The organism is Paracoccus sp. N5 (genome assembly GCF_000371965.1).
Taxonomy (GTDB): domain Bacteria; phylum Pseudomonadota; class Alphaproteobacteria; order Rhodobacterales; family Rhodobacteraceae; genus Paracoccus.
The window spans coordinates 1,718,935-1,742,035 of the sequence record NZ_AQUO01000001.1 but is presented as its reverse complement, the minus strand read 5'-3'; the positions used below and the strand labels follow the sequence as shown (position 1 = coordinate 1,742,035).

At 67.4% G+C, this 23,101-nt stretch carries 20 protein-coding genes and 1 tRNA gene; 11 read left to right on the top strand and 10 right to left on the bottom strand.

All coding sequences use genetic code 11. The annotated features are described in order from the left end of the window. The first annotated feature begins 108 nt into the window (after positions 1-108). Positions 109-2,286, top strand: coding sequence for a catalase/peroxidase HPI (katG, locus tag PARN5_RS0108770; protein ID WP_017999404.1), 2,178 nt, complete (start codon positions 109-111; stop codon positions 2,284-2,286). 64 nt (positions 2,287-2,350) lie between these two features. Here katG and PARN5_RS0108765 read toward each other — a convergent pair whose 3' ends face one another. Both PARN5_RS0108765 and PARN5_RS0108760 read right to left on the bottom strand, forming a co-directional pair. Beyond that, entirely contained in the window at positions 2,351-3,343 is a 993-nt protein-coding gene (locus tag PARN5_RS0108765) for a type I glyceraldehyde-3-phosphate dehydrogenase (RefSeq protein WP_017999403.1), read from the bottom strand. 112 nt (positions 3,344-3,455) lie between these two features. Then, a tRNA-Ile gene (locus PARN5_RS0108760) sits at positions 3,456-3,531 on the bottom strand. Positions 3,532-3,693: 162 nt separating this feature from the next. On the opposite strand from PARN5_RS0108760, the gene choX reads away from it, so the two are divergent. The 6 genes from choX to PARN5_RS0108730 all read left to right on the top strand — a co-directional run bounded on the left by choX (position 3,694) and on the right by PARN5_RS0108730 (position 8,824). Next, the gene (gene choX, locus PARN5_RS0108755) at positions 3,694-4,635 is read left to right on the top strand and encodes a choline ABC transporter substrate-binding protein (protein WP_017999402.1); all 942 of its coding nucleotides are present in this window, start codon (positions 3,694-3,696) and stop codon (positions 4,633-4,635) included. Between the two features lie 110 nt (positions 4,636-4,745). Further along, complete coding sequence (locus PARN5_RS0108750) at positions 4,746-5,303, top strand: DUF1269 domain-containing protein (RefSeq protein ID WP_017999401.1); 558 nt, start codon at positions 4,746-4,748, stop codon at positions 5,301-5,303. Positions 5,304-5,343: 40 nt separating this feature from the next. Further along, positions 5,344-6,090: a monofunctional biosynthetic peptidoglycan transglycosylase gene (gene mtgA / locus PARN5_RS0108745; RefSeq protein WP_017999400.1), complete on the top strand. Its 747-nt coding sequence runs from the start codon at positions 5,344-5,346 to the stop codon at positions 6,088-6,090. Positions 6,091-6,166: 76 nt separating this feature from the next. Beyond that, positions 6,167-6,856, top strand: coding sequence for a glutathione S-transferase family protein (locus PARN5_RS0108740; RefSeq protein ID WP_017999399.1), 690 nt, complete (start codon positions 6,167-6,169; stop codon positions 6,854-6,856). Continuing rightward, positions 6,837-7,895, top strand: a complete 1,059-nt coding sequence (gene queG / locus PARN5_RS0108735; protein WP_017999398.1) for a tRNA epoxyqueuosine(34) reductase QueG — start codon at positions 6,837-6,839, stop codon at positions 7,893-7,895. Before PARN5_RS0108740 ends, queG begins: the two co-directional genes overlap by 20 nt. Next, the gene (locus PARN5_RS0108730; protein ID WP_017999397.1) at positions 7,892-8,824 is read left to right on the top strand and encodes a DMT family transporter; all 933 of its coding nucleotides are present in this window, start codon (positions 7,892-7,894) and stop codon (positions 8,822-8,824) included. Before queG ends, PARN5_RS0108730 begins: the two co-directional genes overlap by 4 nt. A 12-nt stretch (positions 8,825-8,836) precedes the next feature. Here the strand turns inward: PARN5_RS0108730 and PARN5_RS0108725 are convergent, their stop codons facing one another. The 8 genes from PARN5_RS0108725 to cysQ form a co-directional block, all read right to left on the bottom strand. Beyond that, positions 8,837-10,231 (bottom strand): hypothetical protein, encoded by a 1,395-nt coding sequence (locus PARN5_RS0108725; RefSeq protein WP_017999396.1) that lies wholly within the window; start codon positions 10,229-10,231, stop codon positions 8,837-8,839. Continuing rightward, positions 10,228-11,916: a beta-1,6-N-acetylglucosaminyltransferase gene (locus tag PARN5_RS0108720; protein ID WP_017999395.1), complete on the bottom strand. Its 1,689-nt coding sequence runs from the start codon at positions 11,914-11,916 to the stop codon at positions 10,228-10,230. Before PARN5_RS0108720 ends, PARN5_RS0108725 begins: the two co-directional genes overlap by 4 nt. Beyond that, positions 11,913-12,941, bottom strand: a complete 1,029-nt coding sequence (locus PARN5_RS0108715; RefSeq protein ID WP_017999394.1) for a glycosyltransferase family 2 protein — start codon at positions 12,939-12,941, stop codon at positions 11,913-11,915. Before PARN5_RS0108715 ends, PARN5_RS0108720 begins: the two co-directional genes overlap by 4 nt. A gap of 86 nt (positions 12,942-13,027) precedes the next feature. Next, the gene (locus PARN5_RS0108710) at positions 13,028-14,071 is read right to left on the bottom strand and encodes a glycosyltransferase family 2 protein (protein WP_017999393.1); all 1,044 of its coding nucleotides are present in this window, start codon (positions 14,069-14,071) and stop codon (positions 13,028-13,030) included. After that, positions 14,068-15,066: a UDP-glucose 4-epimerase GalE gene (galE, locus tag PARN5_RS0108705; protein WP_017999392.1), complete on the bottom strand. Its 999-nt coding sequence runs from the start codon at positions 15,064-15,066 to the stop codon at positions 14,068-14,070. The genes PARN5_RS0108710 and galE overlap by 4 nt, the downstream gene beginning before the upstream one ends. A gap of 2 nt (positions 15,067-15,068) precedes the next feature. Further along, the gene (locus PARN5_RS0108700) at positions 15,069-15,959 is read right to left on the bottom strand and encodes a UTP--glucose-1-phosphate uridylyltransferase (RefSeq protein WP_017999391.1); all 891 of its coding nucleotides are present in this window, start codon (positions 15,957-15,959) and stop codon (positions 15,069-15,071) included. A gap of 280 nt (positions 15,960-16,239) precedes the next feature. Then, a complete protein-coding gene (locus tag PARN5_RS0108695; RefSeq protein ID WP_017999390.1) occupies positions 16,240-17,040 on the bottom strand; it encodes a manno-octulosonate cytidylyltransferase in 801 nt (266 codons plus the stop codon). A 4-nt stretch (positions 17,041-17,044) separates the two neighbouring features. Beyond that, positions 17,045-17,842, bottom strand: coding sequence for a 3'(2'),5'-bisphosphate nucleotidase CysQ (gene cysQ, locus PARN5_RS0108690; protein WP_017999389.1), 798 nt, complete (start codon positions 17,840-17,842; stop codon positions 17,045-17,047). A 102-nt stretch (positions 17,843-17,944) separates the two neighbouring features. Between cysQ and PARN5_RS0108685 the strand changes: the two genes are divergently transcribed. The 4 genes from PARN5_RS0108685 to radC all read left to right on the top strand — a co-directional run bounded on the left by PARN5_RS0108685 (position 17,945) and on the right by radC (position 23,079). Beyond that, on the top strand, positions 17,945-18,808 hold the full coding sequence (locus PARN5_RS0108685; RefSeq protein ID WP_232419321.1) for an ABC transporter permease: 864 nt from the start codon (positions 17,945-17,947) through the stop codon (positions 18,806-18,808). Between the two features lie 209 nt (positions 18,809-19,017). Beyond that, on the top strand, positions 19,018-20,937 hold the full coding sequence (gene dnaK / locus PARN5_RS0108680) for a molecular chaperone DnaK (RefSeq protein WP_017999387.1): 1,920 nt from the start codon (positions 19,018-19,020) through the stop codon (positions 20,935-20,937). An 81-nt stretch (positions 20,938-21,018) separates the two neighbouring features. After that, a complete protein-coding gene (dnaJ, locus tag PARN5_RS0108675) occupies positions 21,019-22,176 on the top strand; it encodes a molecular chaperone DnaJ (RefSeq protein ID WP_026155293.1) in 1,158 nt (385 codons plus the stop codon). Between the two features lie 117 nt (positions 22,177-22,293). Next, positions 22,294-23,079 carry a DNA repair protein RadC gene (gene radC, locus PARN5_RS0108670; protein ID WP_017999385.1) on the top strand — a complete coding sequence of 262 codons (786 nt, stop codon included), beginning with the start codon at positions 22,294-22,296 and terminating at the stop codon, positions 23,077-23,079. Positions 23,080-23,101: the final 22 nt, after the last annotated feature.

Sequence of the window (23,101 nt, the reverse complement as noted above, 5' to 3'; positions counted from 1 at the left end):
TAATCTTAGATTATCATTTAGATTAATAAATATAAATTCCCATGATGCAAAAAGCTGCTAGAACGGGCGCAGGAAATACGCGCGAGCGTCTCGGCAAGGAGAGCCAGCATGGACGGAAACAACATCGCGATGACCGGGAAATGCCCGGTCATGCATGGCGGCAACACCGCTCTGGGCAGTTCGGTCACCGCCTGGTGGCCCAATGCGCTGAACCTGGACATCCTGCATCAGCATGACAGCAAGTCGAACCCGCTGGGCCCCGACTTCAACTATCGCGAAGAGCTGAAAAAGCTGGACGTCGATGCGCTGAAGGCCGACCTGCGGGCGCTGATGACCGACAGCCAGGACTGGTGGCCGGCCGATTACGGCAGCTATGTCGGCATGTTCGCCCGCACCGCCTGGCATGCGGCGGGGTCCTATCGCACCTCGGACGGCCGGGGCGGCGCCAATACCGGCAACCAGCGTTTCGCGCCGCTGAACAGCTGGCCCGACAACGTCAACACCGACAAGGGCCGCCGCCTGCTGTGGCCGATCAAGAAGAAATACGGCAACAAGATTAGCTGGGCCGACCTGATCGTGCTGGCCGGCACCGTCGCCTATGAGGTCGCGGGCCTCAAGACCTTCGGCTTCGCCTTCGGCCGCGAGGACATCTGGGCGCCCGAGAAGGACACCTATTGGGGCGAGGAAAAGGAATGGCTCGCGCCCAGCGACAACCGCTATGGCGATGTGGGCGATGCGAAAAGCCTGGTGAACCCGCTGGCCGCGGTGCAGATGGGCCTGATCTACGTCAACCCCGAGGGGGTGAACGGCCGCTCGGACCCGCAGGCCACCGCCAACATGATGCGCGAGACCTTTGCCCGCATGGGCATGAACGACGAGGAAACCGTGGCGCTGACCGCCGGCGGCCATACCGTCGGCAAATGCCACGGCAACGGCAATGCCGCCGACCTGAGCCCGGACCCGGAAACCGCCGGTCCCGAGTTCCAGGGCCTGGGCTGGATGAACACCAAGGGCCGCGGCATCGGCCGCAATACCGTCGTCTCGGGGCTGGAAGGCGCCTGGACCACGCACCCGACGCAATGGGACAACGGCTTCTTCCAGATGCTGTTCAAGCATGAATGGACGCTGACCCACAGCCCGGCCGGCGCCTCGCAATGGCAGCCGATCAGCATCGCCGAAGAGGACATGCCGGTCGATGTCGAGGACCCCTCGATCCGCCGCATGCCGATGATGACGGACGCCGACATGGCGCTGAAGGTCGATCCGGTCTATCGCGAGATCTCGCTGCGCTTCATGAACGATTTCGAGGCTTTCAGCGACGCCTTCGCCCGCGGCTGGTTCAAGCTGACCCACCGCGACATGGGGCCGAAATCGCGCTACCTGGGCCCCTGGGTGCCGGCCGAGGACCTGACCTGGCAGGACCCGATCCCCGCCGGCCGCAGCGACTATGACGTGGCGGCGGTCAAGGCGCGCATTGCGGCCTCGGGGCTGTCCACCGCCGACCTGGTGGCGACGGCCTGGGACAGCGCCCGGACCTATCGCGGCTCGGACATGCGCGGCGGCGCCAATGGCGCGCGCATCCGCCTGGCCCCGCAGAAGGACTGGGAAGGCAACGAGCCGCCGCGCCTGGCGCGTGTGCTTTCGGTGCTGGAGCCCATCGCGGCGGAAAGCGGCGCAAGCCTTGCCGACGTGATCGTGCTGGGCGGCAACCTGGGCGTCGAGCAGGCGGCACGGGCCGCGGGCTTCGACCTTGACCTGCCCTTCTCGCCCGGTCGCGGCGATGCCACGGCGGAGCAGACCGACGTGGAATCCTTCGACGTGCTGGAACCCCTGGCCGACGGGTTCCGCAACTGGCAGAAGCAGGATTACGTCGTCTCGCCCGAGGAGATGCTCCTGGACCGCGCCCAGCTCATGGGCCTGACCGCGCCCGAGATGACGGCGCTGGTCGGCGGGTTGCGGGTCATCGGCGCCAATTATGGCGGCAGCAAGCATGGCGTCTTCACCGACCGCGAGGGCGCGCTGACGAACGACTTCTTCGTCACCCTGACCGACATGGGCAATGCCTGGGTGCCGGCCAGCAAGGATCACTACGAGATCCGCGACCGCAAGACCGGCGAGGTCAAGCATACCGCGACCCGGGTCGATCTGGTCTTCGGCTCGAATGCGATCCTGCGCGCCTATGCCGAGGTCTATGCCCAGGACGACAATGCCGCGAAGTTCGTGCGCGACTTCGGGGCCGCCTGGACCAAGGTCATGAACGCCGACCGGTTCGACCTGAAACAGTGAAACGCGCGAAGGTAATGAGTATCGGGGCCGGTTCGCCGGCCCCTTTTTCATGCCTACGCTGCGGCTAGCGGCCCATCAGCCGGGCCATGTCCAGCATCCGCGTGGAAAAGCCCCATTCGTTGTCATACCAGCCGAAGACCCGCGTCAGCCCGCCCGCGACCGAGGTCTCGGGCCCGCACAGCACGATGGACTCGGGCCGGGCCCGCAGGTCGCAGGAGACCAGCGGCTTTTCGGTCCAGCCGAAGACCGGCGAGGTCCGGGCCGCCTCTTGCAGCAGCGCGTTCACCGTCGCGACCGCGGTGGGCTTCTCGCTGGCAAAGGTCAGGTCGATGCAGGAGACGCTGGCGGTCGGCACCCGGATGGCGCGGGCCGCGACCCGGCCGGCCAGATGCGGCAGCACCGTGCCGATCAGCCGCCCGGCGCTGGTCGTGGTCGGCACCATGGAGAGCGCCGCCGCCCGCGAGCGCGCCGCATCGCCGCGCGGCTTGTCCACCGTCGGCTGGCTGCCGGTATAGCAATGCACCGTGGTCATCTGCCCCGAGACGACGCCGAAGCCCTGATCCAGCACCCTGAGCAGCGGCGCCAGCGCATTGGTGGTGCAAGAGGCGTTCGAGACGATCTTCTGCCCGGCCAGCTTTTCGTGGTTGGCGCCGATCACGATGGTCACGTCGGCCTGATCCGAAGGCCCCGAGATCAGCACCCGGCCGGCGCCGGCCTGCAAGCCGCGCTCGACCACCGCGCGCGAGCCGGTCATGCCGGTGCATTCCAGCACGATGTCGACGCCCGACAGGTCCAGCTGCCGCAGGTCCGGCGCGGAATGGAACGGGATCGCGCGGCCATCGACGACCAGCGCCCCGTCCCGCGCCGCCACCGCGCCGCGCCACGGCCCGAAGACGCTGTCGTATTCGAAGAGATAGGCGCAATTCTCCAGCGGCTCGATGTCGTTGATCAGCACGAGGTCCAGGTCCTCGTAACCGCCCTGCGCCCAGATCCGCAGGATCGAGCGGCCGATGCGGCCAAATCCGTTCAGCGCCAGCCGCAGCTTTGCCTTGGTCACGTTCCCCTCCCCCGCGCGTCGCCGCGCTGTCCTGCCCGCATCCATGCCGGGACGGCGGGACGGGATCAAGGCCCCTCGCGCGCGGGGCGCGGGCGTTCGGGACAGGGATGGCTGGTAGGCCCGGAGGGACTTGAACCCCCAACCAAGGCGTTATGAGCGCCCTGCTCTGACCATTGAGCTACAGGCCCAGACCGCCGTCACCTTTGATCGACGCCGCGGCATTCGTCAAGGTCGCGATCCGTCGCCGGGCGGGCGCTGCGATAGTCTCTTGCGCGACGACCCGCCTTGTGGGCTGATACCCGGGCAATCGCGCGACATGCGCGCGACCCGAAACCCGGAGGCCCCGACCCATGCAAAGACCCCCCCTGCTTGCCCCGACCGCCCTGGCCCTTGCGCTGGTGGCCGCCCCCGCCTTCGCCGCCGATCCGCAGGCCTGCGCCACCGTGCATCTGTCGGACCCGGGCTGGACCGACATCACCGCCACCAACGGCGTGGCGAATGCGGTGCTGACCGGGCTGGGCTATACCCCGGACATCGCCACGCTCTCGGTGCCCATCGGCTATGAGGCGCTGAAGAAGGGCGAGACCGACGTCTTCCTGGGCAACTGGATGCCGGCGCAGCAGAAGTTCCGCGACGACCTGGAAGCCTCGGGCAAGACGCAGGAACTGGTGCAGAACCTCGAGGGCGCCAAGTTCACCCTGGCCGTGACCGACGCCGCCAAGGACCTGAACGTCAAGGATTTCGCCGATCTCGACGCGCATAAGGACGCCTTCCAGGGCAAGATCTACGGCATCGAGCCCGGCGCGCCGGCGAACCAGTCGATCCAGAAGATGATCGACGCCGACAAGTTCGGCCTGGGCGACTGGGAGCTGGTGGAATCGGGCGAACAGGCGATGCTGGCGCAGGTCGCGCGCAACGATGCCGCCAAGACGCCCTCGGTCTTCCTGGCCTGGGCGCCGCATCCGATGAACGTCAACTTCGCCATCACCTACCTGTCGGGCGGGGACGAGGAATTCGGCCCGGACTTCGGCGGCGCGACCGTGCATACCGTCGCGCGCAAGGACTGGGTCGCGCAATGCCCGAACGTGGCCAAGCTGTTCAGCCAGCTGACCTTTACCGTCGACATGGAAAACGTGCTGATGGGCAATATCCTGGATGACGGCGCCGATGCGGCCGAGGCCGCCAAGGCCTGGATCGCCGCCAACCCCGAGCCGGTGGCGAAATGGCTGGACGGCGTGACCACGCTGGACGGCAAGCCCGGCGCCGATGCGGTGATGGCCTCGGTCAAGTGACCGGCGCGGCCGGGGCGCGCCGCCGTCCCGGCCAGCGACACGGCGCCGCAGGAACCCGGCGCCGCGCCGCGGCGTTGGCCGGCGGACCCCTGTAGGAAAGGATTTCCGCCATGTCAGACCTGCTTGTCATCGCCTTCGACGACGAGGCCTCGGGCTTCGAGCTGCGCACCGAACTGGTGAAGATGCAGAAGGAATACCTGATCGAGCTCGAGGACGCCGTGGTCGTCACCCGCCCCACGGCCGAGGACATCAAGCTGCACCAGGCGATGAACCTGACCGCCGCCGGTGCGCTTGGCGGCGGCTTCTGGGGCACGCTGGTCGGGCTGCTGTTCCTGAACCCGCTGCTGGGCGCCGCGGTCGGCGCGGCCTCGGGCGCGCTGGCCGGCAAGCTGTCGGACATCGGCATCAACGACGATTTCATGCGCGAGCTGGGCCATTCCATCCCGCCCGGCGGCTCGGCCGTGTTCATCCTGGTGCGCAAGATGACCGCCGACAAGGTGCTGGCGCGGCTGGAAGGCTTCCACCTGAAGGGCCGGGTGCTGCAAAGCTCGCTGCCCGATGCCGAGGAGGAAAAGCTGCGCGAAGCCTTTGCCGGCGGCAAGCTGGGCGCCGCGCTGGGGGTGCCGCAGGCCGATGCGGCCCCCACCGCCCCGCCTGCCGGCGCCTGATCGCTTGACGCAGGGGCCATGGCCGTGACAGGACGCGGCCATGCCCCGCCGCAGCCAGACCATTGACGACCCGCAGGACATGCCGCCCGCCGTGCCCCGGCGCTGGCGGCCCTTGCGGCGCGCCGCGCTGTGGCTGTGGGGTTGGACGCGCTGGATCGGGCTTCGGCTGCTGGCGCTGATGTTCGTGCTGGTCTTCCTGTTTTCCTTCATCAACCCGCCGACGACCTGGACCATCATCCAGGGCCAGGGCGAATTTCCCGGCCGCGCCAGCCGGGCATGGGTCGATCTGGACGAGATGTCGCCCCACATGGTCCGCGCCGTGGTCGCGGCCGAGGACGCGAATTTCTGCGCGCATTGGGGCTTCGACATGGTCGAGATCCGCAAGGTCATCGCCTCGGGCTCCAGCCGGGGCGCCTCGACCATCACCCAGCAGACCGCCAAGAACGTGTTCCTGTGGCAGGGCCGCAGCTGGCCGCGCAAGGTGATGGAGACCGCCTATACGCCGATGCTGGAGGCGCTGTGGTCCAAGCGCCGCATCGTCGAGGTCTATCTGAACATCGCCGAATTCGGCCGCGGCGTCTTTGGCGTCCATGCGGCGGCCGAGTATTACTTCAAGACCACGCCCGACAAGCTGACGCTGGCGCAATCGGCGGCGCTGGCCTCGATCCTGCCCTCGCCCCGGACGCGCAACCCGCAGACCGGCTCGGCCCGGACGCGGTCCATCGTCAGCGGCGCGCAGACGATCCGGGCGGACGGGCGCGATTCCTGCCTGGTGCTTGGGCGCTGATCCGCGCATCGCGGTTGAAAACGCGCCCCCCGGGGCGTATCAACCCGAAGGCCCAGCCACGCACGGTTTTTCCCAGATGAACAATTCCTCGCCCAATTCCACGATCCGCCTCTATCACGTCGCGCTGTCACCTTATTGCCGCAAGGTGCGGCTGGTGCTGGCCGAGAAGCGGGTCGAGGTCGAGCTGGTCGAGGACCGCTTCTGGGAGCCGGGGTCCGAGATCCTGCGCCGCAACCCGGCCGGCAAGCTGCCGGTGCTGCGCATGGACGGCCGGCTGATGGCCGAAAGCCAGGCGATCTGCGAATACCTGGACGAAACCATCCCGCAGCCGGCGCTGATGCCCCATGCCGCCATCGAACGCTACGAGGTCCGCCGGCTCTGCGCCTGGTTCGACGACAAGTTCAACGCCGAGGTGACCAAGCCGGTGATGACCGAGCGGGTCTGGAAGAAGGTCATGCGCCTGGGCTATCCGGATTCGCGCACGGTCAAGGCCGGGCTGTCGGCGATCCGCTATCACCTCGACTACATGCGCAGCCTCCTGGAGCATCGCCGCTGGCTGGCCGGCGATGCGATGACGCTGGCGGATTTCGCCGCCGCGGCGCATCTCTCGTGCCTCGACTACATCTCGGACGTGGACTGGACCTATTCGACCGAGGTGCAGGAATGGTATGCCAAGATCAAGTCGCGGCCGGCCTTCCGCAGCCTCTTGGCCGACCACCTGCCGGGCGTCCACCCGGCACCGCATTATGCCCTGCTCGACTTCTAGGACCAGGATCTCCGACCCGGCCGAGATCCGGTCCCGGCTGCAGGAACAGGCCCGGGCCGAGGGTTTCAATGCCCTTGGCATCTGCGCCCCCGACGCGGCTCCGCAGCTGCCCGAGCGGCTGGCGGCCTTCCTGGCCGAGGGCCGCCATGGCCAGATGGAATGGATGGCCGAACGCAGCCATTGGCGCGCCTCGCCCGCCGCGCTGTGGCCCGCGGCGCGGTCCGTCATCATGCTGGCCGAGCTCTATACGCCCGAGCACGACCCGTTGGAGATCATCCACCACAAGGATCGCGGCGCGGTCAGCGTCTATGCCCAGGGCAAGGATTACCACGACCTGGTGAAGAAGCGGCTGAAGCGCCTGGGCGGCTGGCTGGTGCAGTTGACCGGGGCCGAGATCAAGGTCTTCGTCGACACCGCCCCGGTGATGGAAAAGCCGCTGGCGCAGGCGGCCGGGCTGGGCTGGCAGGGCAAGCACACCAACCTGCTGTCGCGGGACCTGGGAAGCTGGTTCTTCCTCGGCGCGATCTTCACCACGCTGGACCTGCCGAAGGACGCGGCCGAGCGCAGCCATTGCGGTTCCTGCCGGGCCTGCCTCGACGCCTGCCCCACGCGCGCCTTTCCGGCCCCCTATCAGCTGGATGCGCGGCGCTGCATCTCCTATCTGACCATCGAGCACAGGGGGCCGGTGGACCCCGAGCTGCGGCCCATGCTGGGCAATCGCATCTATGGCTGCGACGATTGCCTGGCCGCCTGTCCCTGGAACAAGTTCGCCCAGGCCGCGACCGAGCTGCGTTATCACGGACCGCATGGCGGCCCGGCGCTGGCCGAATTGGCGGCGCTGGACGACGCGGGCTTTCGCGAACGCTTCTCGGGCAGCCCGATCAAGCGCATCGGCCGCGACCGCATGGTCCGGAACGTGCTTTACGCCATCGGCAATTCGGGCCTTGCGCATCTGCGCCCCGTGGCCGATGGCTTGCTGAACGACCCTGATCCCGCCGTGGCCGATGCGGCACGCTGGGCCTGCGAGCGCCTGCCATGATCCCTCAAAGCCCGCTGCGCGGCATCATCCTGAAATGCCTCAGCGTCCTGGTGTTCACGCTGATGGGCACGCTGGTCAAGGCCACCTCCGAGGGGGGCTTGGGCGTGCCGCCGGGCCAGCAGGTGTTCTTTCGCTCGTTCTTCGCCATTCCGGTGATCCTGGGCTGGCTGGCCTGGCGGGGCGACCTGCGCACCGGGCTGCGCACCTTTCGCCCGATCGGGCATTTCTATCGCGGCATCATCGGCACCTGCGCCATGGTGCTGAGCTTCTGGGCGCTGGCGCTGCTGCCCTTTCCCGAGGCCACCACGCTGGGCTATGCCGCGCCGCTGATGACGGTGATCTTTGCCGCCATGTTCCTGGGCGAAGAGGTGCGGGCCTTTCGCCTGGGCATGGTGCTGCTGGGGCTGGTCGGGGTGGTGATCGTGCTGTCGCCCCGGCTGGGCCAGGGCGCCGGCGGCCTGCAGCAGAGCCTGGGCGCCATGGTGGCGCTGTCGGCGGCGGCCTGCACGGCGCTGGCGATGATCTTCGTGCGCAAGCTCGCGCAAGAGGAACAGACCTCGGCCATCGTGTTCTGGTTCTCGCTGACCTCGACCGTGCTGGGGCTCTTGACCCTGCCCTTCGGCTGGGTGGCGACGGACCTGCAAACCACGCTGACGCTGATCGCCATCGGCCTGCTGGGCGGCTTCGCGCAGATCCTGCTGACCTCGGCCTATCGTTTTGCCGATGCCTCGCTGATCGCGCCCTTCGAATATTGCTCGATGCTGCTGGCGCTGGCCATCGGCTGGTATGTCTTCGGCGAGGCGCCGACGCTGACCATGCTGGCCGGCGCCGCGCTGGTGATCCTGGCCGGCATCCTGATCATCTGGCGCGAGCGCCAGCTGGGGCTGGAGCGCAACCGCCAGCGCAAGGCGATGACGCCGCAGGGTTAGGGCGGGGCCGGCTCAGGGCTGGCCGCCGAAGCCGAAGGCGACGTAATCGCGCAGATAGGCCTTTTTCGCCGCGCCGCGCAGTTCCTGTTCGTTCAGGAAATCCGGGAAGGGCTCGGGGTCCGGCAGGTCGGCGGGCGCGCGGATGCCGGCGCTGGCCGCCAGCCAGTTGAGGTCGCGCGGCAGGTCGCTTTCGCGCAGCACCATGTCCGGGGCGCCGAAGCGGGCGAAACCGGCCAGCACCTCGGACTGGCTGGCCCAGCCGGGATAGCAGGGCAGCGTGGTCTGGGCATTCAGATTGCGGCGCAGGAAGTCGAGGAAGGCCGCGAAAAGCTCGGCCTTGCGGCTGTCGTCCATCGCGGCCAGTTCGGCATCGGGCGGCAGCGCGACGCGGTGGATGTCGCGCAGGATCTGGCGCAGCTCGGCATTCCTGCCGCGCAGCAGGCTGTCGAAGGCCGCCCAAGCGCGCAGCAGCGGATGGCGCAGCACGGTGAAGCTGCGGTGGCCGACATGCTGGCGCTTCCATTGCCGCAGGCTGTTCTGGTTGAAATCGCCCGAGACCTCGCCCATAGCGCGCAGCCAGCGCGTCACGCTGTCCGAAGGCCCGCCCTTCATCGGCATGAAGATCAGCCCCTTGCCCGCCTCGGCCCCCAGGAACGAGGGCACGGCCGGGCCCTTCCTCGGCTCGAAATTCGGGATCTTGCGCAGCATGAACGGGTCGAGCCGCGCCAGTTCCGCCTGCATCTCGTCGAAGTTCTCGACCTTCTCGGAAAGCTCGCGCGGGTTCTGCGGCACCTGGTCATTGGCCGGCTCGACCCGCTCGAGGTCGGTGCGGCCCAGCCAATGCAGCAGCCCGGTCATCACCTCGGCGTCGCGCAGATCCTCGTAGCCCAGCCAGAAGCCGGCCTGCCCCGTGACCTGCAACCGGTGCAGCACCTTCAGCTGGAACGCCTCGATCTCGCCCGTCACCTGGCGGAATTCCTCGGCATCGAAGCGGGCGGCGGCGGGGATTGGGGTCTCGGTCTCGTTCAGCTTCCACTGGTTGGTGGCGCGGGCAAGCGCGGTCGAGACATAGCTGTCCACGGGATTGCGGGTCAGCACGATCTTGGCGCAGGCCCGGTCCTCCATGATGGCGTCGAACACGCGCGGATCGTGGTCGTGGAAATAGCGGAAGCCCGGCAGGTGGTTCGGCTTGTCGAAGATCGCCGCCAGCAGCCGGTGCGGATCGGCGTCGCGCTCGGCCATGGTGATGCCCTTGAGCTCGGTCTTGTCGGGCCAGCCCATCATGTAGGGGTTGAAGGCCTCGCCGAAGCAGGTGACGCGCTTGAGCGCATTCAGCGTCGCCTCGAGCAGGTTCGAGCCGGTGCGCATCTCGGCGAAGATGACGAAGCTGCGGAAAGGCTGGGTCATGGCGCGGGTCTTTCTTGCGGCGGAACGGAGGGGGCGGTGTCGGAGGCGGGGAAATCGCCCATCAGCTGCGGGCGCAGCCCGGCATTGCGCAGGCGTTGCAGGAATCGGCCCATGCCGGCGATCTCGCGCATGGGCGGCAGGTCGGCGGCGGCCTCGGGGTCGGCACCAAGCGCGCGCAGGATGCCGCCCAGCACGGCGGCGGGGCGGGCGCAGAAATCGCCCAGGTCCCAGACCTGGGTCTGTGCCTTGAGCCAGACCGAGTGCAGCACCTCCATCTGCGCCAGTTCCGTGCGTTGCAGGATGGCGGCGACGCGGCGGATGTCGTCGAAGGGCATGTCGGAATGCAAAAGCGGCACCGCCCAGGCGCCGGTGATGACGAAGATGCGGGCATTCGGGTCGGTGGCGGTGAACCAGTTCATCTCTTGCCCGTCGCGCGGGCTGAACTGCCACAGCGGCATCCGGTCCGACATGCGGATCAGGTTGGCGACGAAGCCGCGCGGGTCGAGATCGCGCAGCGCCGCGCTGTCCGACAGCCCGCCCGGCCCGATCGGCGCCCGGCCGGCGAATTCGGCGCCATGCACGGCGAAAAGATGGCCGTGCACATCGGCGTCCACCCGTTCGGCCAGCCAGGATTCGAACTCGGGAAACAGGTCGGTGAAGCCCTGCAACACGGCATAGGGCGCCGAGGTCTTGCCGTTCTCGCGGTCCTTCAGCGGAAAGCGGCTTTGCATGTAAAGCCCGGGCCGGCCCAGGCTGCGGCGGGCGACGGCCTGGCCGATGACGCGGTCCAGCCGCTCGGGGCGCGGCTCGTCGGCCGCGGGGCGGGCCGGGTCGCCATGCGGGAAATGCGCATGCAGCCGCGCCGCGCCGCGCCAGATCTTGCGGGCGACGAAACAGCGCGACTGCTCCAGCATCTCCAGATGGTCGTCGTAGAAGATATAGGGCTTGCCCTGGCCGTCGAACTTGGCCAGCGTCAGCGACCGGCTTTCGATATTCTGCGAATGGCGGCGGGCCAGGGTCTGGAAATAGCTCTCGTCCGGGATCCAGACCTTGGCGAAATAGCGGTCGAACTCGGCCCGGCGCGGATCGGCCAGGATGGCGCGCAGCGTGGTCCGGGTCAGGCACCACCATTGCGAGCCCAGGTGCGGCACCAGCCCCTGCGGGATGCGGCGGCGAAAGCGCAACCGGCGCTGCAAGGCGACATAGCGGTCGAAGAGCTTTCTGCGGCGCCGGAACGAGAAGGGAAAGCGCAGGGTGAAGCGTTCCTCGTTCAGCCCGCCCACGGTCCAGCCGACATCGGCCGCCGTCACGCTTTCGATGAAGTCGCGGCGCGGATGCAGCGCCAGGAAGGCCACCAGGTCGGCGACCGGCCGCAAGGGCAGGCAGGAGCCCGAGACCACCAGCACATGGGTCACGTCCTCGAACCGGTCCAGCAGCAGCGCGGCGGCGTCCTGCGTGGCCTTGACCAGGCTGAACATGCCCCATTCGCAGGAATGGCGCGGGCTGAACACCACCTGCGGCAGGTTGGCCAGATCCTGCCGCATGGTTTCCACCCCGTCCGGCGGTGCCTTGGCATCGACATGGACCGCGACCGAGGCGCCGCCCTCGGCCCAGACCCGCGCCAGGCGCGCGGCGACGGGCAATTCGTCATGGCAGAGCATCACCACGCCCAGCCGCACGGTCATGCCCAGTTCCCCTTGGAGATCAGCCCCAGATCCTCGAGCTGGCGCCAGTCCTGCAACTCGCAGCTCTGCGCGCACCAGAAATCCGGGTCTTCCTGCAGGCCCGAGTGATAGGCCCGGTATTCCTGGCTGTCGGCGTAATGCTGGCGCCGGGTCAGCTCCTCGGCGGATTTCTGAACGAAGGTGGACAGGAACTTGGCATGCAGCAGGCAGCCCGAGGCCTTTTCGCCGCCGTCCTGGTCATAGACCAGGTTCAGCGCCCGCGGCAGCAGCATATGGGTCGAGCTCACATAGGCATAGCCACGTTCCCAGCGCACCAGCGGGATCTTGTTCAGCGCCGGGCCGTTCTGCGGATTGTCGGCAAAGAAGGCCCGGCCGCGCGGCCCGCCCTGGATCCACAGGTTGCCGTATTCGCTGTTCTTGCGGATGGTGTAATTCGCCGGGTCGAACCAGCGCGCGATCTCGAACGGGTCCTGGCCGGGGCGATAGGGTTCGGCCGCCAGCGAGCCCTTGGGATACATATCCAGGAGCATGGCCGAGAAGGACCGGATCTCGCCCGCGTCCAGCCAGTCGGTCAGCGCCTGCAAGGGCCGGGTGTCGTGATGCGGATAGACCAGGAATTCGTCGGGATCGACGGTCAGGCACCAATGCCCGCTGCCATGGCGGCGCAACAGGCAGTTCAGCCAGTCCATGCCGAAGCGCGATTCCTTGTAGCTGGCCTCGGTCCGCCACAGCGAGACGTCGGGCTGCTCGGCCAGCCATTCGGCGCTGCCGTCGGTGCTGGCATTGTCCACGACCAGGAAATGCCCGATGCCCAGCCGGCGGTAATGCGCAAAGAAATACGGCAGGCGCGGCAATTCGTTGCGCAGGGTCATGAAGACCAGGATCTCGCCCGCCCCGATGCGGCGGGTGCGGTCCATGACCGGGCGCAGCGCCCGCCCCCGGTTCGCCGCCCGGGCGACCAGCCATTGCCGCCGCGCCCTTCGGCGCAGCCGCTTCCAGATCGGCCAGCGCGTCAGCCGGGGCACCGCATACCATCCGCGGGTTGAATGTGACGGTCTTGCTTCATGTCAGGGGACATGCGTGGTTGCGCGGGGTTTCGCAAGCGGTTTCCTTACGGGTCTCCGGGCCAGCCCTCGCCCGCCATCAGACCCAGCGCGACCAGCTGCCGCCAGTCGCGATAGCGCACCGAGCCCGCGTACCACAGGTCGGGCGCATCGGTCAGTGCCCGGTGATAGCCGGCATAGGCGTCGGGATCGGCGAAATGCTGGCGCCGGGCCAGTTCCTCGGCCGAGCGGGCGGCGATGTCGGGCAGGAACTTGCTGTGCAGCAGTACGCCGCAAAGCCGCGCATCGCCCGGCCCGTCGTAGAGGTCGTTCAGCCGCGCCGGCAGCATGGAATGGGTCGAGTTCACATAGGCATAGCGCCAGTGCCAGCGGATCAGCGGCAGCTTGTTCAGCGTCGGCGCGCGTTTCGGCCGGTCGGCGAAGAACACCCGCTCGCGCACCCCGCCCTGCACCCAGCGGTTGCGGCGCGGTTGCATGACCTGGCAGCGATAGGGGCCGGGGTCGAACCAGGGCAGCCGCTCGGTCACGCTGCCGGACGCGGGCGCCTGGTCCAGCGGCCCTTGCGGATACAGGTCCAGCATCAGCGCGCCCATGCCGGCGATGCCCCGCGCATCCAGATGCGCGGTCAGCGCCCGCAGGTCGCGGCTGTCGCAATGCGGATAGACCAGCAGCTCGTCGGCATCGACGCTGAGGCACCAATGCCCGCGGCCGTGGCGCAGCAGCAGGGCCGAGAGCCAGTCCATGCCGAAGCGCGCCTCGCGATAGCTGCCCGGCGCGCTCCACAGCGAGACGTCGGGCTGGCTGCGCAGGTAGTCCGCGCCGCCATCGGTGCTGGCATTGTCCACCGCCAGGAAATGCGCGACGCCCAGGCGCCGGTAATGCGCCAGGAACTCGGGCAGGCGCTGCATCTCGTTCCTCAGCGTGACGAAGCCCAGGATGTCGCCGGGCCGGATAGCCGCCGTGCGGTCGGCGAGCGGCTGCAGGCTGCGGCCGGCCCGCATGGCGCGCAGGATCAGCTGGCGCCGCTTGGCGCGCATCCGCCAGGCCGACCAGCCGCGTCGCAGCGGACCGCGCCGGTCGCCGGCCTTCACCGGGTATAGCCGCCATTCTGATGCCAGCGCCAGGCATCCGCCACCATCTGCTGCATGGTCGAGCGCGCCGGGTTCCAGCCCAGGACCGAGATCGCCTTTTCCGAGCCCGAGACCAGCTTGACCGCATCGCCGCCGCGGCGCGGGCCATCGACCATCGGCACCGGGCGGTTGGTGACATGCTTGGCCTCGGCCACCACCTCGCGCACGGAAAAGCCGTTGCCGGTGCCCAGGCAAAAGACCTCGTGCCCGCCATCCGCGACCTTGCCGGCCAAGAGGTGGCGCAAGCCCAGCACATGCGCATCGACCAGGTCCATGACATGGACATAGTCGCGGATGCAGGTGCCGTCCGGCGTCGGATAGTCGGTGCCGTGGATGGTCAGCGCATCGCGCTTGCCGTCCACCGCGTCCAGGATCAGCGGGATCAGATGCGTCTCGGGCTGGTGGAACTCGCCCACCTCGCCCTCGGGATCGGCGCCCGCGACGTTGAAATAGCGGAAGATCACCGAGCGCAGCCCGTCCGAGGCGCCGAAATCCTTCAGCATGTCCTCGATCGCGCGCTTGCTGGCGCCATAGGCGTTCAGCGGCGCCTGGGCGGTCGTCTCGTCCAGCACCACGCCGTCATGGTCGCCATAGGTGGCGCAGGTCGAGGAAAACACGAAGTTGCGCACCCCCGCCGCCAGCGTCGCCTCGATCAGGTTCAGCGAGGCGCCGACATTGCCGCGCCAGTATTTGCCCGGCTCGCGCATGGCCTCGCCGACCTGGCTCAGCGCGGCGAAATGCATCACCGCGACCGGCTTGTGCGCGGTAAGGACCGCATCCAGCCGGGCGCGGTCCATCAGGTCGCCCTGCTCGAAGGGGCCGAACTTGACCGCGTCCTGCCAGCCCGTGCAGAGGTTGTCATAGGTGACCGGGGTGAAACCCGCGTCCCGCAGGGCCTTGCAGGCGTGCGAGCCGATATAGCCCGCGCCGCCCGTGACCAGCACCGTTTCCGTCATGCTTATTCGGCCGCCTTGTACATTGCGGTGATGTCCGACAGGTATTCGGCGAACTCGTGCTTCAGCTCGTCGCGCGCCAGGCCGAAGGCCACGGTGGCTTGCAGGAAGCCCGCCTTGCTGCCGCAGTCGAAGCGCTGGCCGCGGAAGCGCAGGCCGAACACGTCGCGGCCCTCCTCGATCTCGTCGGCGATGGCGTCGGTCAGCTGGATCTCGCCGCCGGCGCCCTGCTTGAGCTTGTTGAGGTTGTCCATGACGGTCGGCGCCAGGATGTAGCGGCCGATGACGGCCAGGTTCGAGGGCGGGTTCTCCTTGGGCTTCTCGACCATGCCCTTGGCGCGGACGATGGCGCCCATGTCCTCGGCCACGTCCAGGACGCCATAGGCCTTGGTCTTTTCGGCCGGGACCTCCATGGTCGCGACCATGGTGCCGCCGGTTTCCTTGTAGGCCTCGATCATCTGTTGCAGGCAGGGCGGCTCGCCCATGATGACGTCGTCGGTCAGGATGACCGCGACCGGCTCGTCGCCCAGCAGGCGGCGGGCGCACCAGACCGCATGGCCCAGGCCCAGGGCCTTGTGCTGGCGGACATAGGCGATGGCGCCCGAATCCATGTTGGTGCCGCGCAGGATGTCCAGAAGCTCGGTCTTGCCGGATTTCTTCAGGCTCGATTCCAGCTCATGCGCGTGGTCGAAGTAGTCCTCGAGCGCGCCCTTGCCGCGCGAGGTGACGAAGATGAATTCCTCGATTCCGGCCGCGCGCGCCTCGTCGATGGCGTATTGGATCAGCGGCCGGTCGACCAAGGTCATGATTTCCTTGGGAATGCTTTTCGTAGCCGGAAGGAAGCGGGTGCCCAGGCCAGCGACGGGAAAGATGGCCTTGGTGACTTTGCGGTTCATTGATCCGATCTCCTGATCTCTTGCGCCGACAGCCCGACGCTTATCCCTCTTTGCCGAGGCTTCCGCAACAAGTGCGTATACCCCGCCCAGGTTTCTGCAAACGACGAAAGTGATTCAATTTTTGGCGGCTGGCAGCGAGTTTCTGCCTATTGGCTGTGGAGTTCCAGCGGAATTCCTCTGATTTCAAATGGCGTCGTCCGGCGCGTTTGAATGCTGCCGCAGATTTGAACAACTTGAACAAATACAGAACTGTGCGTTACTCTACTTTAACGCGATTAGCCTAAGCAATACCCATCCGCTGCATCATTGCCTCGAGCTTGGGCACGTCGGATGGATTGTTGAGCTCCCAGAACTCGCGGCCGCGGGCCTCGACCTCGACGCAGAGGATGCGGCGGCCGCGTTCCAGGAAGCGCAGCTGCTCCAGCCCCTCCAGCGCCTCCAGCCGGCCTTCGTCCCAGCCCGGGTATTCGGCCAGCGCCGCCGGGCGATAGGCATAGACGCCGACATGGTGGAACACCGGCGTCGGGTCCGAGGGACCGAAATCCGCCGCGGCATAGGGGATGACTTCCTTGCTGAAATACAGCGCCCGGCGGTCGTGACCAAAGACGGCGGTGGTGCCGCCGACGCGCCCCGCCACCCGGTCGGCGATCAGCTCCGAGCGCATGGCGCCCGAGCAGCGCAGCACCGGCGTCGCCACATCGGCGCCCGGATCGGCGGCAAGGCCCGCGACCAGTTCCTCGACGAACCACGAAGGCGTCAGCGGCGCGTCGCCCTGCAGGTTGACCACGATGTCATGCGTCAGCCCCAGCGCCGCCACAGCCTCGGCGCAGCGCTCGGTGCCGTTGCGCGCGGCGGTCGAGGTCATCGCCACCTCGGCGCCGAATCCCGCGGCATGGTCGGCGATGCGGGCGTCGTCGGTGGCCACGATCACCCGGTCCACGCCGGCGACGGCCTGCGCCGCCTGCCAGCTGCGGCGGATCAGCGACAGCCCCTCGCCCGTGGCGCCGCGCAGCTCGACCAGCGGCTTGCCCGGATAGCGCGTCGAGGCGTGGCGGGCGGGGATCACGATGACGACCGACATGGGCTCAGTCCTTGACCAGCAGCACGCCGGGGGCGAAGGCGATGAAGAACGGGTTCTCGAAACCCGGCTTGCCATAGGTCAGCGGCGTATGGTCGTCGAAGCGCACCACCTCGCCGCCGGCGCCGCGCAGCACCGCGTCGCCCGCCGCCGTGTCCCATTCCATGGTCCGGCCCAGGCGCGGATACAGATCCGCCTCTCCGGTCGCGACCAGGCAGAATTTCAGCGACGACCCGGCCGAAGTCATGTCGCGCACGCCGTAGCGGTTGATATAGTCGTCCGTCGCCTGGTCGCGGTGCGATTTCGAGGCCACGACCATCAGCCCGCGGTTGTCGGGCATCGAGTTCACGCCGATGGCGACCGTCTCGCCCGGAGCCTCGCCGAAGGGGGCCTTTTCCTCGACCGAACCGCCCTGGGCGGTGGTGTAGAACAGCCGGCCCTTGGCCGGGGCATAGACCACGCCGAAACGCGGCACGCCGTTCTCCACATAGGCGATGTTCACGGTGAAATCGCCGCGGCGCTGCACGAATTCCTTGGTGCCGTCCAGCGGATCGACGATCAGGAAGGTCGACAGGTGCTGGCCATGCGTCGCGGCCTGCTCCTCGGTCACCAGCGCGATGTCGGGGAAGGCCGCCCGCAGCCCGGCCGAGATCAGCGCGTCGGCGGCCTCGTCGGCCTCGGTCACCGGCGAGGCGTCGGATTTGGCCCGCACCGCGAAATCCTCGGCGCCATAGATGCGCATGATCTCGTCCCCCGCCCGCAGGGCCAGGCGACGCATCTCGGCAATCAACTGATCGAATTGCATGTTTTTTCCCTTCCGTCCCGGAGCGTCCGGAATGCGGCGCCGATTGAATACGGCAGTCCGCTTCCTTATGATGCGGCGAACCGCGCAGGGCAAGCGCCCCGCATGTCGCAACGGAAAGATCCCGCCCAGAAAGTCCCGAAACGCATGTTCACCCAGCGCCGCAGTCGCAACATGATCGAGGCCGCGTTCATCACGCTGTCGCTGATCTATCACGTCACGGTCAACAACCTGCGCAAGGGCCAGCGCAATGCCGTGGTGGGGCTGGTGATGACGGTGGCCCAGGCCATGGCGATGATCGCCGGCTTCTGGCTGATGTTCGTCATCATCGGCGTGCGCAAATCGCCGATCCGCGGCGATTTCATCGTCTATCTGATGACCGGGGTCTTCATGTTCATGGCCCATTCCCAGGCCATCGGTGCGGTCGCGGGGGCCGGCAACCCCAGCAACCAGATGATGAAGCACGGGCCGATGAACACGGCGGTGATGATCTCGGCCGCGGCGCTGGCCTCGCTCTACAAGCAGACGTTTTCGGCCATCGTGGTGCTGTCGGCCTATCACTACCTGTTGCAGCCGATCGTGATCGACAATCCGCTGGCCTGCTATGCCATGCTGCTGATGGCCTGGTTCTCGGGCTGCTGCATCGGGCTGATCTTCCTGTCGATCCGGCCGTGGTGGCCGCAGGCGGCGCAGGTGCTGACGCAATTCTACCAGCGGCTGAACATGGTGTTTTCCGGCAAGATGTTCGTCGCCAACACCATGCCCAGCTTCATGCTGCATATGTTCGCCTGGAACCCGCTGTTCCACATCATCGACCAGACCCGGGGCTTTGCCTTCATCAACTATTCGCCGCGCAACTCGTCGCTGACCTATCCGATCTACACGACGCTGGCGCTTCTGATGGTCGGGCTGATGGCGGAATTCGTCACCCGCAAGGCGGTCTCGCTCAGCTGGTCGGCCGGGCGATGAGGCGGCTTGCCGCAGGCTGCGCGGCCGGGCGCAAACCGTTCGATTTTATGACAGGCTCTCTGTTGCAGCCCGTCGAACCCCTTCCTATATAGCCCTCCAGAACATCGAAGGGCCCGGATCGCCGTCCCCTTCGGTCCATCCAGGGATCGGGCTTCGGGGGCCGCTTTCGGACCCAAGGCCCAGAATATCGCCGCAAGAAAGGTTAATGTATGTCTAAAGTCATCGGCATCGACCTCGGGACCACCAACAGCTGCGTCGCCATCATGGACGGCAGCCAGCCGAAGGTCATCGAGAACTCGGAAGGCGCGCGCACGACGCCGTCGATCGTGGCCTTCACCGACAACGAACGCCTGGTCGGCCAGCCCGCAAAGCGGCAGGCGGTGACCAACCCCTCGAACACCATCTTCGCCGTCAAGCGCCTGATCGGCCGCCGCACCACCGACGCGGAAGTGGAAAAGGACAAGAAACTGGTGCCCTATGCCATCGTCGACGGTGGCAATGGCGACGCCTGGGTCGAGGTCCGGGACGAGAAATACTCGCCCAGCCAGATTTCCGCCGTCATCCTGCAGAAGATGAAGGAAACCGCCGAGTCCTATCTGGGCGAGCCGGTGACGCAGGCCGTCATCACCGTCCCGGCCTATTTCAACGACGCCCAGCGTCAGGCCACCAAGGACGCCGGCAAGATCGCGGGCCTGGAGGTCCTGCGCATCATCAACGAGCCGACCGCAGCCGCGCTGGCCTATGGCCTGGACAAGAAGGAATCGAAAACCATCGCGGTCTATGACCTTGGCGGCGGCACCTTCGACATCACCATCCTGGAGATCGACGACGGCCTCTTCGAGGTGAAGTCCACCAACGGCGACACCTTCCTGGGTGGCGAGGACTTCGACATGCGGATCGTGAACTACCTCGCCGAGGAGTTCAAGAAAGAGCATGGCGTCGATCTGACCAAGGACAAGATGGCGCTGCAGCGCCTGAAAGAAGCCGCCGAAAAGGCCAAGATCGAACTGTCCAGCTCGAGCCAGACCGAGATCAACCAGCCGTTCATCTCGATGGACAAGAACACCGGCACGCCGCTGCACATGGTCATGAAGCTGACCCGCGCCAAGCTGGAAAGCCTGGTCGGCGACCTGATCAAGCGCACCATGAAGCCCGTTCAGGACGCGCTGAAGGATGCCGGCATGTCGAAAGGCGACATCGACGAGATCGTGCTGGTCGGCGGCATGACCCGGATGCCGAAGGTGGTCGAGGAAGTGACCAGCTTCTTCGGCAAGGAGCCGCACAAGGGCGTGAACCCGGACGAGGTCGTGGCGCTTGGCGCCGCCATCCAGGCCGGCGTGCTGCAAGGCGACGTCAAGGATGTGGTGCTGCTGGACGTGACGCCGCTGTCCCTGGGCATCGAGACGCTGGGCGGCGTCTTCACCCGTCTGATCGACCGCAACACCACGATCCCGACCAAGAAGTCGCAGATCTTCTCGACCGCCGAGGACAACCAGAACGCCGTGACGATCCGGGTCTTCCAGGGCGAGCGCGAGATGGCCGCGGACAACAAGCTGCTGGGCCAGTTCAACCTGGAAAACATCCCGCCGGCGCCGCGTGGCATGCCGCAGATCGAGGTGACCTTCGACATCGACGCCAACGGCATCGTCTCGGTTTCCGCCAAGGACAAGGGCACCGGGAAAGAGCAGAAGATCACCATCCAGGCTTCGGGCGGTCTCTCGGACGACGAGATCGAGAAGATGGTCAAGGACGCCGAGGCCAATGCCGACGCCGACAAGAAGCGCAAGGAACTGGTCGAGGCCCGCAACCAGGCCGAAAGCCTGATCCACACCACCAGGAAGTCGCTGGAAGAGCATGGCGACAAGGTGGACGGCTCGACCGTCGAGGCCATCGAGCTGGCCGTCGGTGCGCTCGAGGATGCGCTGAAGTCCGAGGATGCCGGCAAGATCAAGGGCGGCATCCAGAACCTGATGGACGCCTCGATGAAGCTGGGCGAGGCCATTTACAAGGCCAGCCAGGCCGAAGGCGGCAGCGCCGAAGCGGGCGATGACGAGCGCGGCCCGCGCGACGTGGATGACGAGATTGTCGACGCCGATTTCGAGGATCTCGGCGAAGACAAGCGCAAGTAAGCGCGATGTGACCCAACCGGCCGGCCCGCTGCTTTCCCGCACGGGCCGGCCAATTCGTGAAAGAGCCCGGACGCGATGGATATGGCGAAACGCGATTACTACGAGGTGCTTGGCGTGCAGCGCGGCGCCTCGGCCGAGGAGATCAAGAAGGCCTACCGTTCCAAGGCGAAGCAGCTGCATCCCGACCGCAACAAGGATTGCAAGGTCTCGGAAGCGCAGTTCAAGGAAGTGAACGAGGCCTATGACTGCCTCAAGGACGACCAGAAGAAGGCCGCCTACGACCGCTTCGGCCATGCCGCCTTCGAAAACGGCGGCGGCGGCTTCGGGCGCGGCAACGGCCATGGCGATTTCGGTTCGGCCTTCGCGGATGTGTTCGAGGACCTGTTCGGCGACATGATGGGCCGCCGGCCCGGCGCCGGTGGCGGCCGCTCGCGCGCCAGCCGCGGCCAGGATCTGCGCTACAACCTGCGCGTCTCGCTGGACGAGGCCTATGCCGGGGCGCAGAAGACCATCACCGTGCCCGGCTCGGTCGCCTGCGGCGCCTGCAACGGCACCGGCGCCGAGGGCGCGGTCGAGCCCGCCACCTGCCCGACCTGTTCCGGCATGGGCAAGGTCCGCGCCACCCAGGGTTTCTTCACCGTCGAGCGCACCTGTCCGACCTGCAACGGCCAGGGCCAGATCGTCAAGAATCCCTGCCAGGAATGCCGCGGCGCCGGCCGGATCGAGAAAGAGCGCACGCTGTCGGTGAACATCCCCGCCGGGGTCGAGACCGGCACCCGCATCCGCCTGGCCGGCGAGGGCGAGGCCGGCATGCGCGGCGGTCCGGCGGGCGACCTTTACATCTTCATCGAGGTCAGGGAGCACCCGATCTTCCTGCGCGACGGCAAGATGCTGGCCTGCCAGGTGCCGGTCAGCATGGCCACCGCCGCGCTTGGCGGCGAGATCGAGGTGCCGACCATCGACGGCGGCCGCTCGCGCGTCAAGGTTCCGGCCGGCACGCAATCGGGCAAGCAGCTGCGCCTGCGCGGCAAGGGCATGCCGCCGCTGCGCCACGGCCCCGGCATGAACGGCGAATCGGGCGACATGCTGATCGAGCTGGTCGTCGAAACCCCGGTGAACCTGACCGCCCGCCAGCGCGAGCTGCTGCGCGAGTTCGAGGACATCAAGGCCGACAACAATCCGCAGACCCAGGGCTTTTTCCAGAAGATCAAGGGCTTCTGGGACGAGATGAAGGGCTGAACCGGCCGGGGCGGCGCCTGTGGCCGCCTTGGGATCCGGGTATTTGGAAAACAAAGAAGGCCGGGGGGACGCGCGCGTTAACCCGGCCTTTACTCTTGTCGTGGCAGGCTGCCGGCCATGGACAAGAATCGCGCCTTTCAGGAAGCCCCGCTGCCACTCTTCTCCTCGGCCCGGCCAGCCGGGGATGAGGCCGCCCCGCCCGCGCCGCCGCTGGCGCCTGGCGGGCGGGTGCCAAGCTATATCGCCGATCACCGCGCCCGGCTGCGCGACCGCTTCATGCAGGGCGGGGCCGAGGCGATGCCGGATTACGAATTGCTGGAGCTGCTGCTGTTCCGCGCCATCCCGCGCCAGGACGTGAAGCCCCTGGCCCGGCGGCTGCTGGACCGGTTCGGCGATTTCAACCGGGTGATCTCGGCCCCGCCGGTCCGGCTGTCCGAGGTGGCGGGCGTCGGTCCGGCCGTGGTGCAGGAGCTGAAGATCGTCGCGGCCGCGGCGCAGCGTCTGGCGCGGTCGCGGGTGATCCAGCGCCCGGTGCTGACCAGCTGGGACGCGCTTCTGGACTATTGCCACACCGCCATGGCCCATGGCGAGATCGAGCAGTTCCGCGTGCTCTACCTGGACCGCAAGAACGTGCTGATCGCGGATGAGGAGCAGGCGCGCGGCACCGTCGATCATGTCCCGGTCTATCCGCGCGAAATCATGCGCCGCGCGCTGGAACTGACCGCGAGCGCACTGATCCTGGTGCACAACCATCCCTCGGGCGACCCGACGCCCTCGCAGGCCGACATCGCCATGACCGGCCGCATCGTGGCCGCGGCCGAGGTGATGGGAATCGCCGTGCATGACCATCTCATCATCGGCAAGTCGCGCGAGCTGAGCTTTCGCAGCGAGGGCCTGCTTTAGCGCAAACGGTCCAGACGGCCGG